The following is a 14,395-nucleotide window of genomic DNA, read 5'->3' on the forward strand; positions in this document are numbered from 1 at the left end:
GCAGTCAACTCCGTACTGAGACAAGAGACTTCCCATGTTCCGTACTGCCTTGCGCAATGTGCTCGCGCACAAGGCCCGGTTGCTGATGACCGTGCTCGCCGTGATGCTCGGCGTGTCCTTCGTGTCCGGCACCCTGGTCTTCACCGACTCGGTCTCCCAGGCCATCAAGAACAACGCGTCGACGAACTACAAGGACGTCGACGTCGTCATCACGCCCAAGGAGGGCAGGAACCACGCCGAGGGCAAGCCCGGACAGGCGCCCAAGCTCACCCAGGACCTGCTCGACAAGGTGCAGGGCACGGCGGGCGTCGAGTCGGCCACCGCGTCGATCTCCGGCTACACCGCCGTCGCCGACAAGAAGGGCAAGCTCGTCGGTGACGGGTGGGCCTCCACCGGCACCAACTACCTCCCGGGCAAGGACGGCAAGGACAGCCGCTACCCGATGGAGTCCGGCCGCGGCCCGCAGAACGGCGACGAGATCGCGCTCGACTCCAAGACCGCCGAGCGGGCCGGCTACAAGGTCGGCGACACCGTGCGGCTGTCCGTGGACGGACCGGTGATCACGCCGAAGATTGTGGGCATCTTCGACGCCGACGACAACGGCTCGGTCTCCGCCGGCGGCACCCTGGTCGCCTTCGACAACGCCACCGCGCAGGACAAGTTCGCGGCGCCCGGCGAGTACGACCAGATCCAGGTCACGGCCGCCCCCGGCACCGGCCAGGCCGAGCTGCGCGACACCCTCGCCGCCACCGTGCCGAAGACCGCCGACCTGGACACCGCGGACCGGCTGATCGCCGACCAGGAGAAGTCCATCGACGCCGAGACCTCGGGCATCAAGACCTTCATGCTGGTCTTCGCCGGAGTCGCGCTGTTCGTCGGCATCTTCATCATCGCCAACACCTTCACCATGCTGGTCGCCCAGCGCTCCAAGGAGATCGCGCTGATGCGCGCGGTGGGTGCGAGCCGCAAGCAGGTCACGCGGTCCGTCCTCGCCGAGGCGTTCTTCGTCGGTCTGGTCGCCGCAGTCGTCGGTCTCGCGGCCGGTATCGGCATCGGCGTCGGCATGCGCGCCGTCCTCGGCACGAACGTCGGCCTGCCCGACGGCCCGACCGTGATCGCCCCGGCCACCGTCGTCTCCGCCTTCGCCGTCGGCATCATCGTCACGATGCTCTCGGCCTGGCTGCCGGGCCGCCGCGCCGCGAAGATCCCGCCGGTCGCCGCGATGAACGCGCTGCACGCCACGCCCACCACCAAGGGCCTGGTCGTACGGAACACCATCGGCGCGGTCTTCAGCGGCCTCGGCATCGCCGCCGTCCTCTACGGCCGCACCATGGCCGCCTCGGACGCCAAGCTCCCGATGGGTCTGGGCGCAGCCCTCCTGGTGATCGGCGTCTTCGTCCTGACGCCGCTGCTCTCCCGCCCGGTCATCGGCGCCGCCGCGCCGCTCCTGAAGGCCTTCGGCGTCTCGGGCAAGCTGTCCCGGCAGAACGCGGTGCGCAACCCGCGCCGCACCGCCGCGACCGCCTCGGCCCTGATGATCGGTCTGACCCTGCTCACCGGCATCACGGTCATCGCCGGCACCCTGCAGAAGTCCATCGACAAGATGGCCACCGAGGCGCTGCGCAGCGACTACGTGGTCTCGATGAGCAACCAGTCGCCGCTGTCCCCCGAGGTCGAGAAGACCCTCGCGAAGACCGAGGGCGTCACCGAGACCTCGCCGCTGCGGATGTCGCCCGCCAAGGTGTTCACCACCGACGGCGGCTCCCGCGCGGACCAGCTGGTCGGCGTGAACGGCAAGACCATCGACAAGCTGGTCCAGCTGGACTTCACCGCCGGCGGCTGGGACCTGACCGGCGACAACGCGGTGGTCGACACCGACACCGCCAAGGCGTACGGCTGGAAGAACGGCCAGAGCGTCGACGCGGTCTTCGAGGACGGCAAGCGCGGCAAGCTGAACATCGTCGGTGTCTACGAGGGCAACGAGATGATCAAGGGCCTCATGGTCGACACCTCGGTGCTCGACCCGCACATGAAGACCCCGGTCGACTTCCAGGTCATGCTGAAGACCTCGGACGGCGTCTCGGAGGCCACGAAGGACAAGCTGGTCAAGGCGCTCGGCGAGAACCCGGCGATCGCGGTCGACGACAAGGCCGACATCTCCAAGGCCATCGGCGGCATCTTCAACATGATCCTGAACATGCTGTACGGGCTGCTCGCGATGGCCGTCCTGGTCGCGGTGATCGGCGTGATCAACACCCTCGCGATGTCGGTGTTCGAGCGCCGCCAGGAGATCGGCATGCTGCGGGCGATCGGCCTGGACCGCAAGGGCATCAAGCGGATGGTCCGCCTCGAGTCCATCGTGATCTCGCTGTTCGGCGGTGTGCTCGGCATCGGGCTCGGCCTGTTCTTCGGCTGGGCCACGGGCGAGCTGCTCAAGTCCCTGATGACCACGTACACGCTGGTCATCCCGTGGGGCCGGATGGGCGTCTTCCTCGCCCTGGCCGGTGTGGTCGGTGTCCTCGCGGCGCTGTGGCCGGCGCGGCGGGCGGCGAAGCTGAACATGCTGGACGCCATCAAGGCGGAGTGACCGCTCCGGTACGCGGGCCAGGGCCCGGCTCCCACCTCGGGAGCCGGGCCCTGCGTCGTATGCGGAGATCAGTCGTACGCGGAGATCCGGGGATCAGTCGTACGCGGGGATCAGAGGTGCCACTGGGGGCGCGGGCGCAGGGGCAGGCCCGAGGCGCCGGACGTCGGGGTGCGGACCGCGAGGACCTGGTTGACGCCGATCCTGTTGCGCTCGAAGGCGAGGGCGCTGGCCGCCATGTAGAGCCGCCAGACGCGGGCGCGGCCCGGGGAGGAGAGGCGGACCGCCTCGGGCCAGGCCGCCTCCAGGTTCGCCACCCAGCGGCGCAGCGTCAGGGCGTAGTGCTCACGGATCGACTCCAGGTCGCGCACCTCGAACCCGGCCGCCTCCAGCTGCGCGACGGTGCTGCCGACCGGGGAGAGCTCGCCGTCGGGGAAGACGTACGCGTCGATGAACGCGTCGATCCGGTACGCCGACTCGTCCTCCTGCGGGCGGCGCGCGATCTGGTGGTTGAGCAGCCGCCCGCCGGGCTTGAGCAGGGCGTACAGGTCGCGGGCGTACTCCAGGTAGCGCGCCGAGCCGACGTGTTCGGCCATCCCGATGGAGGAGATCGCGTCGTACGGGCCGTCGTCGACGTCGCGGTAGTCCTGCACGCGGATCTCGATGCGGTCCGCGAGTCCTTCTTCGGCGATGCGCTTCCTCGCGTACGCGGCCTGCTCGCGCGAGAGCGTGATGCCGACGACCTCCACGCCGTGCTCACGGGCGGCGTGCACCGCCATCGAGCCCCAGCCGCAGCCGACGTCGAGCAAGCGCATGCCAGGCTTCAAGTCGAGCTTGCGGCAGACCAGTTCGAGCTTGTCGCGCTGGGCGTCCTCCAGGGTGCCGTCGGGGGCGGACCAGTACGCGCACGAGTAGACCATCGACGGTCCGAGTACCAGCTCGTAGAAGTCGTTGCCCACGTCGTAGTGGTGGCTGACGGCCTGCCGGTCGCGGACCTTGGTGTGCAGGGCGCCGGTGCGGCGGCGGACCTCCTCGCGCGGCGGGGGCGGGGGCGGCAGCGGGCCCGCGAGCCGCACGAGTTCGCGTACGGCGGCGCGCGTGGCGGGGTCGCGCAGGGGCGGGGCCGGCAGGTCCTCGCGCTCCCAGACGAGACCGGCGATCGCGCCGAGCGCCTCGTACAGATCGCCCTCGACGTCGATCTCCCCGGCCACCCAGGCGCGGGCGAGGCCGAGTTCGCCCGGCTTGAACAGGATGCGGCGCAGAGCCCGGCGGTGGCGGATCACGAGGGTGGGCGGGGCGGGGGTGCCGGGGGTGGTCGGGGGGCCGTACTCGCTGCCGTCCCAGGCGCGCAGCCGCACCGGGAGTCTTGCGCCCAGGAGCTGCTCGGCGAGCGTGGTCAGCCGCTGCGCGGCGTCCGGCATGGTGGATCACCTTCCCTGTCTCGGAACGGTTCCTCACCCACGTCAACACCGCACACCCCGAATTCAAGCCCGGGGGCGCCTTTCGGGGGATGGGCACGCTCCCCGGGACGTGATCCACAGGCCTTCTCGCCCGGTGCCCCGCCTCCGCCGACCCCCCATAAGCGCGGTCTATGACCTCCCCTCCAGATCGCGTCTAGCGGGGGCTTCGTCCCGGGCGCACGCTGGGATCATGGTTCTCATAGGTCCCGAGCGCACCTCGGCCCGCACCACCCCGCGGAGCAGGCGCCTCGTTCTCGTACAGGCCGTCGGGCGGAACATGCCCGGGCTGCTGCTCGCCGTCCTCGCCGTGGCCGTGGCGGCCGGGGTGCATGCGCTGTGGCCCGGGGTTCCGATGCTCACCGCGGCCGTCGTGCTCGGTGTCGTCGCGGCGCATCTGCCCCGCGTCGGCGGGTTCGTGCGCAGTACGGGACGTGCCGGGCTCTCCACGGCCGGGAAGCGGCTGATGCGCGCCGGGATCGTCCTGCTCGGACTCAAGCTGAGCCTGGGCGACGTGGTGGCGCTGGGCTGGGAGAGCCTGGTCATGGTGGTCGGAGTCGTGGCCGCCACCTTCTTCGGCACCCGGTGGCTCGGGCGCCGGATCGGACTCTCCGACGACCAGTCGCTGCTCGTCGCCACCGGTTACGCGATCTGCGGGGCATCGGCGATCGGTGCTGTTTCGAGCGTGCTCGGCAAGAGCGAGCACGACGAGCGGCACGAGGCCGAGGTGGCCTCGTCGGTCGCCCTCGTCACCCTCTGCGGCACGCTCGCCATCGTCGTACTGCCGCTCCTGAAGGGCCCGTTGGGGATGGACGCGGTCGAATTCGGGCGGTGGGTCGGGGCGGGTGTGCACGACGTCGGCCAGGTCGTGGCCACCGCGCAGACCGCGGGTCCCGACGCGCTGACCGAGGGCGTCCTCGTCAAGCTCATACGAGTCGCGATGCTGGCGCCGCTGGTCGCCGGCGTGGCCTTCACCCTCCACCACAGGCGCGCGCAGGGGGCCGGGGGAGAGGCGGAGGCACAGGCAGGAGCGGAGGCGCAGGGGCGCCGGCCCGCGCTCGTGCCGCTGTTCGTCGCCGGGTTCCTGGTGATGGCCGCCCTGCGCAGCACCGGACTCGTCACCCCCGGCCTTCTCGAAGCGGCCGACACCGCCCAGGAACTCCTGCTCGCCGCCGCCCTGTTCGGCCTCGGCAGCGCGGTGTACTTCCCCACCCTCACCCGCTCCGGCGCCAAGCTGGCCACGCTGGGCCTCGGCGCGTGGGTCCTCGTGGGCTCGGCGGCGTACGCGGGCGTGCTGCTCACGAGCTGATGCCGGGCGTGCGGGGTCCGGGCGACCTGAGGTAAAGACGCGGGAAAGCCGGCGCCATGGGGCAAGATCCTCGGTGACCGAGTAAGTGCGTGCGCGATCCGGTGTACGCAGGTGAAGGGGGACGTATGGCCGTCACGCTGGCCGAAGAGATCATGCTGCTGTCGCTGGACGACGAGTCCGGGACCGCCAAGCAGAGGCAGGCCGCCGCCTGGGCGGTGGCGGGCGGGATCCTGCTCGAGCTGGTGCTCGCCGGGCGGGTGACCATCGACGACAAGCACATCGTGCTCGAGGACACGGCCGAGACGGGGGAGCCGCTGCTCGACGAGCGGCTCGCCCAGCTCCCCGGCTGGATCGGCAAGCGCGGGAAGCGGCACGTGAGTTACTGGCTCACCAAGGAGCAGGGCAAGGCCGTGGCCCCGACCGTCGCGCGGCTCTGCGAGCGGGGTGTGCTCGTGGAGGAGAAGCGCAAGACGATGGGGATCTTCCCCGTACGCCGGTATCCGGAGGCGGACGGGGCGGTCGAGACCGAGCTGCGGGAGCGGCTGCGGGCGGTCGTGCTCGAGGGCGCCGAGCCCGATGTGCGCACGGCGGGACTGGTCTCCCTGATCCACGGTGCGGGCCTGCACACGGTGGCCTTCCCCGGCCAGCGCAAGAAGGAGCTCGCGCCGCGCATGGAAGAGGTGGCCGACGGGCAGTGGGCCGGCGAGAGCGTGCGCGCCGCCATCCGCGACATGACCGCGGTGATGGTGGCGATCACGGCGGCCACGGTCGCGACCGCCGTCGGCTGACCCGCGGACCGCCGTCGGCTGACCCGCTGGGCCACGCCGCCGCCGGCCCGCCGCACACACCGCGAAGGACCGCACCCTGCTCCGGGTGCGGTCCTTCGTCCGTCCTCCATGTGGGGGAAGGCGGTGGCTCAGGTGTTGGGGCGCTTGCCGTGGTTGGCCTTCTTCTTCTTGCGGGCCCTGCGCTTGTTGCCTCGGGTGGACATGCGGCCTCCCTGGAATTGCGTCGTATTGCACGGCTACGGGCTGTTTGCCCATGCCCTGACGAGTCTAGGTTCGCGGCCCTGGGTACGCGTCCGGAACAGAGGCGAGTGCCCCGTCGTTCAAGGGGATGGGAAAGATCCTCCCTGAGCACTAGGGTGCATCTTTTGCTAACGCATTACTCTTGACCTAAGGCCGCGCAGGGTGGCCATGGAGGAGTGAGATGAGGAGCAGTAACCCGGTCTTCTCGCGACGGGGGTTCAGCCGCGACAACGGCCACGCGGGCTTCAACGCCGGGCCGCAGGCCGGGGGCCCCGCCGTAGGCACTCAGGGCAACCCGTACGCGGGCGGCAACCCGTACGCGCAGCCCACCGCAGCGCCGACGAACCCTTACGCGCAGAACCCGTACGCGCAGCAGGACCTCCAGCACGGTGCGCCGCAGGCGCCCGTGACCACCGGTAACCGGATGACGATGGACGACGTGGTGGCCCGTACGGGCATCACGCTCGGCCTGGTCATCGCCGGTGCCGCCGTCGCCTGGATCATGGACCTCGCGCTGCCGCTCGCGGTGGGCGCCGGTCTGGTCGCGATGGTGCTCGCGCTCGTGCAGTCCTTCAAGCGCAAGCCCGTCCCCGCGCTGATCCTGGGCTATGCCGCGCTCGAGGGCCTGTTCCTCGGCGCCATCAGCAACTACGTCAACACGTTCGTGGCGGAGGGCGCGGCCATGCAGGCCGTCCTCGGCACGATGGCCGTGTTCGTGACGATGCTCGTGCTGTACAAGACGCGCATCGTCCGGGTCACCGCGCGCTTCACGCGCTACCTGATCATCGCGGCCACCGCGTTCCTGGTCCTGACGGCTGTGAACCTGCTGTTCATGGTCTTCGGCGGCGGCGACGGCCTCGGCTTCCGCAGCGGCGGCCTCGGCATCGTCTTCGGCATCGTCGGCATCCTGCTCGGCGCCTTCTTCCTCGCCCTGGACTTCAAGCAGGTCGAGGACGGCATCGCCTACGGCGCGCCGCGTGAGGAGTCCTGGCTGGCCGCCTTCGGTCTGACCATGACGCTGGTCTGGATCTACCTCGAGATGCTGCGTCTGATCTCGATCCTGCAAGGCAACGACTAGCAGGACCACTGACGGCCAGGCCGTCGGCAGTACGCGAAGGGGCTCCCGGTTTCCGCCGGGAGCCCCTTTCACGTATGCAGGCACATCGTGCGGTCGTCGCCGGGAGGCTTCAACGCAGCCTGCGCGCGGCCCTCCTCATGTCGTACTCGTGGATGATCGCCTTGGCGTGGCCGTACGACAGGTCGTACTCGTGGCGCAGCCAGCTGACCTTCTCCTCGAAGCGGAGGAAGGCGGGGCCGTCGTCGACGGCGCGGAGCCAGTCGGACACTTCGCGGCCCGTGCAGTGGGGGATGCGGGCGAGCAGGTTGCGATGGGTCTCCTCGGAGAAGACTAGGGACATCGGCGCCTCCGGACGCTGGCGTATGGGCGTGTGGGGTCGGAAGTCCTCTTCACGCCACCGTGCCTGAGCGTTCGGTTGTTGGCAATGCCCCGCGAGCGGCGCATAGGGTCGCCTTGTGCTTGATACGACGCCGCTGAACGCCGCCGTGGACCGCTTCGCCGACCGGCTGCGGGCCGCACCGCAGAGCCGCCTCCAGAGGGGCGCCGCAGCCGAAGCGCTCGCTCTGGCCAGGGAGTTGGCACGGCGTGCCCAGATCATCGAGGGCGTCGAGGGCGGGCCGTACGAGATGGCGGACGCCGGGATGTTCGCCGTGGCCGATCAAGTCACGGTCGCCGGACGGGACTTGGCGCTCGTCCTGGAAAATCATGAGGAGCTCGCGGAAGCAGTGGCTCTGGTCGAGGAGGCGCAGAAACGCGCCGGTGTGTGAGTCGTGAAACGGCAGTGCGCCGGGGAGCCCGACAAGGGCTCCCCGGCGCACTGCCGTGTGGGGGTCGACTCTGCCGCGCGCGGGAGCGCGGCGCCTTACGCGGAGGCGATGACGCGGTCCGCGAGGATGTACACGTTCTCCTCGCCGCAGGCGAAGGTCAGCGAGTAGGCGCCGGAGACTCCGGAGCCGCCGAGCAGCACCGGGGTGTCGCCGCCTTCCAGGGCGGCGGCCAGGCGCTCCGCGGTCTCGCGGTGACCCGGGGTCATGCAGAGCGTGGTGCCGTCGGTGAAGACGTAGACGTCGAGGGTGCCGAGCGGGCCCGGACGCACGTCGCACAGGGCGGTACGGGCGTCGGCGAGGGCCGCGAGGCGGGTCACGGTGTGCTCGTGGTCGCCGGAGAGCGCGGCGCTCTCGCGGGCGGGGCCGGCGGCCTGCACCGGGACGAAGTCCGGGTGCGAGGGGTGGCGGCGGCGGGCGGCGGCGAGCTCGGGGGAGTCGCCGGGGTGCTCGTCGGCGGTGGCCAGCTCCTCGGCGGCCTCCGCGAGCTCCAGGTCGCGCTCGAGACCCTCCAGGTCGAGCTCGCCCAGCTCGCGCTCCAGGCCGACGAAGTCGGACTGGCGCGGCAGGAACAGCTCCTCCGCGAGGTGCGGCGGCAGGGTGCCGAGCAGCGAGGGGGCGTCGGCGGCGTCGCGCGCCTCCTGGGCGGCCCAGAACGCGCGGGCCTCGGCGAGCTCGCGCTCGCGCTCCTCGGCCAGGGCCTCGGCGACGGCGCTGCGGATGGCCTCCGTACCGGGGTGCTCCACGGCGCTGCGGGCGGCCGGCACACGGGCCTGGCCTGCGGCGATCTCGGATCGCAGGGCGGATATCTGCTTCTGCAGGCCCCGCACGGTGTGCAGCGCCACGGCGCCGACCATGGCCGTGGCAGCGGCGATGGCGAGCAGCAGGACACTCAAGGTGACACTCACTGACGTACTCCTGGTTTCAAAGTCGACCCCCGACTTCCTACAACAGCTTGTCGTGCGGGCGTAAAGCCTGTCAGTGGAGAAGGTCACGAATCGGACGGGTCGTTTGACCTCACCCGTATGGGTGTACACCGCTGACCTGCGGATATGCCGCTCCCCCAGGACATTGGTCACATCCTGGGGGAGATTGGGTCACGGCCGGGGCTCGGCGCAGCGTGGCCGAAAACGGTCGCGCAGCGCGGCCGTTCGCATCCGTACGGTCAGCTCAGGCGCTCGATGACCATCGCCATGCCCTGGCCGCCGCCGACGCACATGGTCTCCAGACCGAACTGCTTGTCGTGGAACTGGAGGCTGTTGATGAGCGTGCCGGTGATGCGGGCGCCCGTCATGCCGAAGGGGTGGCCGACGGCGATGGCGCCGCCGTTGACGTTCAGCTTGTCGATGTCGATGCCCAGGTCGCGGTACGAGGGGATGACCTGGGCCGCGAAGGCCTCGTTGATCTCGACCAGGTCGATGTCGTCGATGGTCAGGCCCGCGCGCTTGAGGGCCTGCTTGCTCGCCTCGACCGGGCCGAGGCCCATGATCTCGGGGGACAGGCCGGTCACGCCGGTGGAGACGATGCGGGCGAGCGGGGTCAGGCCCAGCTCGCGGGCCTTGGTGTCGCTCATGATGACCACGGCCGCGGCGCCGTCGTTCAGCGGGCAGCAGTTGCCGGCCGTGATCAGGCCGTCGGGGCGGAAGACCGGCTTGAGACCGGAGACGCCCTCCATGGTGACGCCGGCGCGCGGGCCGTCGTCCTTGGAGACGACCGTGCCGTCGGGCAGCGTGACCGGGGTGATCTCGCGCTCCCAGAAGCCGTTCTTGATGGCTTCCTCGGCGAGGTTCTGCGAGCGGACGCCGAACTCGTCCATGTCCTGACGCGTCACGCCCTTGATACGGGCCAGGTTCTCGGCGGTCTGGCCCATCGCGATGTAGGCGTCGGGCAGCAGGCCGTCCTCGCGCGGGTCGTGCCAGGAGGCGCCGGTGGACTGGGCGACCTCGGCGGTACGGGCCTCGGCCTCGGCGAAGATCGGGTTGTGCGTGCCCGGCATGCCGTCCGAGGAGCCGTTGACGAAGCGCGAGACGGTCTCGACGCCGGCCGAGATGAACACGTCGCCCTCGCCGGCCTTGATGGCGTGCAGTGCCATCCGGGTCGTCTGGAGCGAGCTGGAGCAGTACCGGGTGACCGTGCAGCCCGGCAGGTGGTCCATGCCCATCTGGATCGCGACGATGCGGCCCAGGTTGTGGCCCTGCTCGCCGCCCGGCAGACCGCAGCCGAGCATCAGGTCGTCGATGTCCTTCGGGTCCAGCTCGGGGACCTTGGCCAGGGCGGCCTGGATGATCGTGGCGGTGAGGTCGTCGGGCCGCAGCTCCTTGAGGGAGCCCTTGCCGGCGCGGCCGATGGGGGAGCGGGCGGTGGAGACGATCACGGCTTCGGGCATCACGGGCTCCGGTTCTCGGGGGGCGGCTGAGGTGGGCGTCCGGCTTCGGCTCGGCCGGCCGGGAGGTCCGCGGCACGGCCGAATCGGAAGTTACCCGTACGTACGGTCAAGGTCACCGGGTACGGACTGTGACGCCCGCCTCTTTCTGAGCGTGCGCTTAGTCGTGCGGTCCTAAGCGTACGCTCAGTAGGCCTCACTCCGGAAGCGTGAAGGTGTTCTGGTTCGCCGTGAGCAGCCAGCGGCCGTCCTCCTTGGCCATCACATACAGGGGTGAGGTCGGGTGGCCCGTGGGCTCGCCGTCGAGCGTCAGGTACTGGCCGCGCGCCTTGACCGCCGCCACGTCGGGGCGGATGAACAGCACGTCCACCAGCTCGTAGCTGACCGAGCCGTCCGTCATGGCCCCGGGCAGCGTCCTGCGCGTGAACGCGGCGATCTCGTCGAGCCCGGTGAGCAGCTTGCCGTGTGCCGTGGTCCAGATCGCGTCCGCGCGGAACAGGCCGAGGAATTCCTCCACGTCCTCGTTCACCTGGGCGTGCTCCAGCGTGGCGATGACCTGCTCGATGGCTTCGAGGTCGGCCCGGACGTCCTGCTGCGAAGTCGTTGTCGTCGTGTTCATGCGCACCACCCTCGGACCTCAAGCAAGCTTGAGGTCAAGGGGGTTGAGGAATTTCGCCCCGCGGCAGGTGCGCGCGTCTCAGGGCGCCGCACGCTCCGTCGGCTCGGACGGCGCCGAAGCCGCCGGGGCGGGCGCAGCCGGCTCCGGCTCCTCGATCCGCTGCCGGCGCCGGCGCTTGAGCAGCGCCCACGGTCCGCGCGGCCCGGTCGGCATCGCGGCCGTGACCTCCGTACCGCCCTCGGAAGCCGCCTGGGCCGCGGCGCGGGCCACCGGCAGGAAGCCCTCGTTGCGGGTCGCGTCCGGGCGCTCCTCCTCCGCCGGCCAGAGGCCGAGCGAGGCGCAGACCGTCGGAAGCACCGCCATCGCGGCTGTCGCGTAGCCCTCCGCGGACGGGTGGTAGTTGTCCAGCGAGAACATCTCGCGCGGATTCGCCGAGAACTCGGGGCCGAGCAGATCGCCCAGCGACACGGTGCGGCCGCCCTGTTCGACGACACCGATCGTCTGGGCGGCCGCGAGCTGGCGGGAGACCCGGCGGGCCAGCCACCGCAGCGGCTGGTACACCTGCTCCACCGAGCCCAGGTCGGGGCAGGTGCCCACCACCACCTCACAGCCCGCCGTACGGAGCCTGCGCACCGCGGCGGAGAGGTAGCGGACCGACTTCGTGGGCGGCATCCGGTGCGTCACGTCGTTCGCACCGATCATGATCACGCAGACGTCGGGGACCGGGCCGCTGTTCGCGAGCACCAGCGTGACCTGGCGGTCCAAGTCGTCGGACTGGGCCCCGGGCAGCGCCACGTTGAGCAGCTCCACCGGGCGCTCCGCCACCGCCGCGAGTCCCTGCGCGAGCAGGGCGCCCGGGGTCTGCCGCGCCCTGCGCACGCCCTGTCCCGCCGCCGTGGAGTCGCCGAGCATCGTGAGCCGCAGCGGCGGGGAGCCGTCCGCGTACGACCGTCCGTACAGTCCGTTGGCGCGGGGCGGGATGGGAGCGATCCCGTTGCCCACCGAACGCTTCGCCAGCTGCACCTCCGCCAGCACCAGACCCACCGCGGCCGCGCCCGCAAGCCCGATCCCTCCGCCGCCGAACGCCGCTCCCGCGGCGATCCGCCGTGCCACCCTCGCCCTCGACATGGACCGCAGCCACCTCCCGTTCACACCGCGGCGTATGCGGCGCCGTCCACGCCGCGGCGTCACGCGGCGCCGTACACCAACTGCTTGCCCCGTCGCGCAGGTCATCCAATCTCTCTGCACCGGAGTGGCCCCCGCCTTGTGCGCGGAGTGGCCGTCCTGTTGTGCGCAGAGTGGCCGTCCTCGCGCATGCCGCACCCTTAAGCTGACGGCCGTCCCAGGCAAAGACCGGAGAACCCGGAGACAACGGTGCAATTCCACGACTCGATGATCAGTCTCGTCGGCAACACCCCGCTGGTGAGGCTCAACAAGGTGACCGAAGGGATCAGGGCGACCGTCCTGGCCAAGGTCGAGTACTTCAACCCGGGCGGCTCCGTGAAGGACCGCATCGCCGTACGGATGATCGAGGCGGCCGAGAAGAGCGGGGAGCTGAAGCCCGGCGGCACGATCGTCGAGCCCACCTCCGGCAACACCGGCGTCGGACTCGCCATCGTGGCCCAGCAGAAGGGCTACAAGTGCATCTTCGTCTGCCCGGACAAGGTCTCCACGGACAAGATCAACGTGCTGCGCGCGTACGGGGCTGAGGTCGTGGTCTGCCCGACGGCCGTCGACCCCGAGCACCCCGACTCGTACTACAACGTCTCCGACCGGCTCGTCCGTGAGACCCCCGGCGCCTGGAAGCCCGACCAGTACTCCAACCCCAACAACCCGCGCTCGCACTACGAGACCACCGGTCCCGAGCTGTGGACGCAGACGGAGGGGAAGATCACCCACTTCGTCGCGGGCGTCGGCACCGGCGGCACCATCTCCGGCACGGGCCGCTACCTCAAGGAGATCAGCGAGGGCGGCGTGCAGATCGTCGGCGCCGACCCCGAGGGCTCCGTCTACTCGGGCGGCTCGGGCCGCCCCTACCTGGTCGAGGGCGTCGGCGAGGACTTCTGGCCGAGCGCGTACGACCAGAACGTCACGGACCGGATCGTCGCCGTGTCCGACAAGGACTCCTTCCAGATGACCCGCCGCCTTGCCAAGGAGGAGGGCCTGCTCGTGGGCGGCTCCTGCGGCATGGCGGTCGTGGCGGCGCTGGAGGTCGCGAAGGACCTGGGCGAGGACGACGTGGTGGTCGTGCTGCTGCCGGACTCCGGCCGCGGCTACCTCTCGAAGATCTTCAACGACGAGTGGATGGCGGACTACGGGTTCCTCGAGGACTCCGGCTCCTCCGCGAGCGTCGGCGACGTGCTGCGCTTCAAGGAGGGCGCGCTGCCGCACCTCGTCCACATGCACCCCGAGGAGACGGTCGGCCAGGCGATCGAGGTCCTTCGCGAGTACGGCGTCTCGCAGATGCCCATCGTGAAGCCGGGCGCGGGCCACCCCGACGTCATGGCCGCGGAGATCGTCGGCTCGGTGGTCGAGCGCGAACTGCTCGACGCCCTCTTCGCCCAGCGCGCCTCGCTCGACGACCCGCTGGAGAAGCACATGTCGGCCCCGCTGCCGCAGGTCGGCTCCGGCGAGCCCGTCGGCGACCTGATGGCGGTGCTCGGTGCGGCGGCCGGCGCGGACGCGGCGATCGTCCTGGTGGAGGGCAAGCCGAAGGGCGTGGTCAGCCGCCAGGACCTGCTCGCGTTCCTGGCCGGCGGCAAGTAGCCCCAGCCGCCTGCCCGTTGTGCCGTGCGGGCTCCGAAGGCCGCGAGTGCCTCACGGCTTCGCGGCCTTCGTGCAAACGGTACGTACGCGACACGTCCGCGCAGCACCCGCTTAACACACGTCCGGCATTGTTCTGGGTGTCGGCAGGAACGGGAGCGGCTCCCCGGACCGGCCGGCACCGAGCGGCGCAGGACCTCCGGAGCGGCTCCCGGACCTCCTCGACGCCACGGACGCACCACGCCGGCCCTGACCCGGCCCGCGTCCACTCGCGGGGCCGCCGTCGTCCCGCCCCCCGTCACACGGGGGTGCGGCGGCCCCGCGAGAAGCTCACCCTCTGCTCCGCGGGC

General features: G+C 70.9%; 13 protein-coding genes. 6 read left to right on the plus strand and 7 right to left on the minus strand.

The annotated features are described in order from the left end of the window. Positions 1–34 precede the first annotated feature (34 nt). Positions 35–2,587 (plus strand): ABC transporter permease, encoded by a 2,553-nt coding sequence (locus BLT97_RS32950; RefSeq protein WP_093616937.1) that lies wholly within the window; start codon positions 35–37, stop codon positions 2,585–2,587. A 110-nt stretch (positions 2,588–2,697) separates the two neighbouring features. On the opposite strand, the gene BLT97_RS32955 is transcribed toward BLT97_RS32950, so the two are convergent. Further along, positions 2,698–4,005 (minus strand): SAM-dependent methyltransferase, encoded by a 1,308-nt coding sequence (locus BLT97_RS32955; protein ID WP_093616939.1) that lies wholly within the window; start codon positions 4,003–4,005, stop codon positions 2,698–2,700. A 229-nt stretch (positions 4,006–4,234) separates the two neighbouring features. Here BLT97_RS32955 and BLT97_RS32960 point away from each other — a divergent pair, with 229 nt between their 5' ends. Then, positions 4,235–5,350, plus strand: coding sequence for a YeiH family protein (locus BLT97_RS32960; RefSeq protein ID WP_093616941.1), 1,116 nt, complete (start codon positions 4,235–4,237; stop codon positions 5,348–5,350). A 125-nt stretch (positions 5,351–5,475) separates the two neighbouring features. Next, positions 5,476–6,138, plus strand: a complete 663-nt coding sequence (locus tag BLT97_RS32965; RefSeq protein ID WP_093616943.1) for a GOLPH3/VPS74 family protein — start codon at positions 5,476–5,478, stop codon at positions 6,136–6,138. 128 nt (positions 6,139–6,266) lie between these two features. Here the strand turns inward: BLT97_RS32965 and BLT97_RS39140 are convergent, their stop codons facing one another. Continuing rightward, the gene (locus tag BLT97_RS39140) at positions 6,267–6,341 is read right to left on the minus strand and encodes a 50S ribosomal protein bL37 (RefSeq protein WP_381671703.1); all 75 of its coding nucleotides are present in this window, start codon (positions 6,339–6,341) and stop codon (positions 6,267–6,269) included. Positions 6,342–6,559: 218 nt separating this feature from the next. Here BLT97_RS39140 and BLT97_RS32970 point away from each other — a divergent pair, with 218 nt between their 5' ends. Then, positions 6,560–7,456 carry a Bax inhibitor-1/YccA family protein gene (locus tag BLT97_RS32970; RefSeq protein WP_093616945.1) on the plus strand — a complete coding sequence of 299 codons (897 nt, stop codon included), beginning with the start codon at positions 6,560–6,562 and terminating at the stop codon, positions 7,454–7,456. A gap of 109 nt (positions 7,457–7,565) precedes the next feature. Here BLT97_RS32970 and BLT97_RS32975 read toward each other — a convergent pair whose 3' ends face one another. After that, positions 7,566–7,796 (minus strand): DUF4287 domain-containing protein, encoded by a 231-nt coding sequence (locus BLT97_RS32975; protein WP_093616947.1) that lies wholly within the window; start codon positions 7,794–7,796, stop codon positions 7,566–7,568. 145 nt (positions 7,797–7,941) lie between these two features. On the opposite strand from BLT97_RS32975, the gene BLT97_RS32980 reads away from it, so the two are divergent. Next, on the plus strand, positions 7,942–8,223 hold the full coding sequence (locus tag BLT97_RS32980; protein WP_093616949.1) for a hypothetical protein: 282 nt from the start codon (positions 7,942–7,944) through the stop codon (positions 8,221–8,223). A gap of 95 nt (positions 8,224–8,318) precedes the next feature. On the opposite strand, the gene BLT97_RS32985 is transcribed toward BLT97_RS32980, so the two are convergent. From BLT97_RS32985 to BLT97_RS33000, 4 genes are all read right to left on the minus strand, one after another. Then, the gene (locus BLT97_RS32985) at positions 8,319–9,188 is read right to left on the minus strand and encodes a hypothetical protein (protein ID WP_425442803.1); all 870 of its coding nucleotides are present in this window, start codon (positions 9,186–9,188) and stop codon (positions 8,319–8,321) included. A gap of 257 nt (positions 9,189–9,445) precedes the next feature. Further along, entirely contained in the window at positions 9,446–10,666 is a 1,221-nt protein-coding gene (locus BLT97_RS32990) for an acetyl-CoA C-acetyltransferase (protein ID WP_093616951.1), read from the minus strand. A gap of 193 nt (positions 10,667–10,859) precedes the next feature. Next, a complete protein-coding gene (locus tag BLT97_RS32995) occupies positions 10,860–11,282 on the minus strand; it encodes an SgcJ/EcaC family oxidoreductase (protein WP_093617063.1) in 423 nt (140 codons plus the stop codon). Between the two features lie 78 nt (positions 11,283–11,360). Further along, positions 11,361–12,419 carry an SGNH/GDSL hydrolase family protein gene (locus BLT97_RS33000; RefSeq protein WP_093617065.1) on the minus strand — a complete coding sequence of 353 codons (1,059 nt, stop codon included), beginning with the start codon at positions 12,417–12,419 and terminating at the stop codon, positions 11,361–11,363. Between the two features lie 237 nt (positions 12,420–12,656). Between BLT97_RS33000 and BLT97_RS33005 the strand changes: the two genes are divergently transcribed. Further along, positions 12,657–14,048, plus strand: a complete 1,392-nt coding sequence (locus BLT97_RS33005) for a cystathionine beta-synthase (RefSeq protein ID WP_093616953.1) — start codon at positions 12,657–12,659, stop codon at positions 14,046–14,048. Positions 14,049–14,395 lie beyond the last annotated feature (347 nt).

This window comes from Streptomyces indicus, from assembly GCF_900100315.1.
In the GTDB taxonomy this organism is placed as follows: Bacteria; Actinomycetota; Actinomycetes; order Streptomycetales; family Streptomycetaceae; genus Streptomyces; species Streptomyces indicus.

Coding starts and splice junctions, on each gene's coding strand:
- BLT97_RS32950 (WP_093616937.1), top strand. CDS start 35: ATGTTCCGTACTGCCTTGCGCAATGTGCTCGCGCACAAGGCCCGGTTG.
- BLT97_RS32955 (WP_093616939.1), bottom strand. CDS start 4,005: ATGCCGGACGCCGCGCAGCGGCTGACCACGCTCGCCGAGCAGCTCCTG.
- BLT97_RS32960 (WP_093616941.1), top strand. CDS start 4,235: ATGGTTCTCATAGGTCCCGAGCGCACCTCGGCCCGCACCACCCCGCGG.
- BLT97_RS32965 (WP_093616943.1), top strand. CDS start 5,476: ATGGCCGTCACGCTGGCCGAAGAGATCATGCTGCTGTCGCTGGACGAC.
- BLT97_RS32970 (WP_093616945.1), top strand. CDS start 6,560: ATGAGGAGCAGTAACCCGGTCTTCTCGCGACGGGGGTTCAGCCGCGAC.
- BLT97_RS32975 (WP_093616947.1), bottom strand. CDS start 7,796: ATGTCCCTAGTCTTCTCCGAGGAGACCCATCGCAACCTGCTCGCCCGC.
- BLT97_RS32990 (WP_093616951.1), bottom strand. CDS start 10,666: ATGCCCGAAGCCGTGATCGTCTCCACCGCCCGCTCCCCCATCGGCCGC.
- BLT97_RS32995 (WP_093617063.1), bottom strand. CDS start 11,282: ATGAACACGACGACAACGACTTCGCAGCAGGACGTCCGGGCCGACCTC.